This is a genomic window from Polaromonas potterensis (assembly GCF_033446725.1).
Classification (GTDB): Bacteria; Pseudomonadota; Gammaproteobacteria; order Burkholderiales; family Burkholderiaceae_C; genus Polaromonas.
Genome location: NZ_JAWQLX010000023.1, coordinates 1 through 1198, shown reverse-complemented (window position 1 = coordinate 1198; position 1198 = coordinate 1). Strand labels below are relative to the sequence as shown.

The following is a 1198-nucleotide window of genomic DNA, read 5'->3' as shown; positions in this document are numbered from 1 at the left end:
CTAGTACATCAACACGCAAGTTTCGAAACATAGTATCGCCCAAGCTTTGTATCTGCATCCTGCCGAGTGAATTTCCACTCGATGGTTCGCTGAAGGGCGTTTCGAGCTTGCTGCCAAGCATCGACTTCTGATCGCAGCAGTTGCCGACTGGCAATCCGTCGATCCAAGCACTGGCGGCTGAGAACGCCGATCTCAATTTCCGCCATGTTCAGCCAACTCGCGTGTTTGGGCGTGTAGTGAAATTGCACCCTGCGCAAGAGCTTTGTGGCCGCGCGCTGACCCAGCACATCGTCGAAGCACTTTCTGAAGTGAGTATTGAGGTTGTCCAGCACCAAGTGGACTCGGCGCGCCTTGGCGTATGCGCCGGTGAGCAGTCCACCGATGAAGGCAACGAAGTCCACCTTGCCTCGGCGCTCGGTGACCGAGACGATGCGCTGTCCCGCCTTGGGCTCCACGGCCACGAACAGGTTGGTCGTGCCGTGACGCGTGTACTCATAGTCCTGCTTGGCTGGAATGTGTTGGGCCATGGGCAGCGGCGCGCGGCTGTTGCCGATGAGCTGCAGGCTCTTCTCGTCGATACAAATCACCGGTTCAGCCTGAGACAGTGGCCGTGCGTAGAGTTCGAGCAAGTTGTACATCCGTTGCCGGTATTCCTCGGTCAACGCCCCGATGCACCACATCAGCTTGCGCCAGGGCTTGAGATCGTTTTTTTGAGCATGCGCCGCACGGTTTCCCTGCTTACGGCGCCCAGACCCGGTTCCTGGCGGGCGGCACGTTCGAGCTCGATCATCGTCCAGCGTTGTCGGCCTTCGGGCGGAGCTGAGCAAGCCAACGCAGTCACCCGTGCCTCGGCATCCGTGTCGTACTGGACGGGCCGACCTGAGCGCGCCACGTCAAACATCGCCAACTCCAAGCCTCCTTGCAAATACGCCGCGCGGGTGCGCCACACGGCAGTACGCCCGACGCCAAGAACGGCCATGATCTGGGCCTCTGGGACGCCTCGATCCAGACAGGACAGCATATGCGCCCGATTGACTTGTCGCGCATGATGCAAGCCCTTGCTGCGAATCTCCTCAATGACCGAGCGGTCCTCCTCGGTCAAGTGCAGTTCTGTCTGGCGCATGATCAAACTCCGGTATGCCAAATGGCGACAACGAGAGTTTATATATGTTTCGTTATTTATGTGTCAACGTACTAG

The 1198-nt window shown here is 58.7% G+C and carries 2 protein-coding genes; both read right to left on the bottom strand.

The features are described 5' to 3' along the window. Positions 1 to 8: 8 nt before the first annotated feature. Positions 9 to 680: an IS630 family transposase gene (locus R6254_RS21920; RefSeq protein ID WP_318409805.1), complete on the bottom strand. Its 672-nt coding sequence runs from the start codon at positions 678 to 680 to the stop codon at positions 9 to 11. Beyond that, entirely contained in the window at positions 680 to 1123 is a 444-nt protein-coding gene (locus R6254_RS21915) for a helix-turn-helix domain-containing protein (protein WP_309682171.1), read from the bottom strand. Before R6254_RS21915 ends, R6254_RS21920 begins: the two co-directional genes overlap by 1 nt. Positions 1124 to 1198 lie beyond the last annotated feature (75 nt).

Bases quoted from the DNA above. Each gene is read 5' to 3' on its own strand.
- R6254_RS21920 (WP_318409805.1), bottom strand. From the start codon at position 680: ATGTGGTGCATCGGGGCGTTGACCGAGGAATACCGGCAACGGATGTAC.
- R6254_RS21915 (WP_309682171.1), bottom strand. From the start codon at position 1,123: ATGCGCCAGACAGAACTGCACTTGACCGAGGAGGACCGCTCGGTCATT.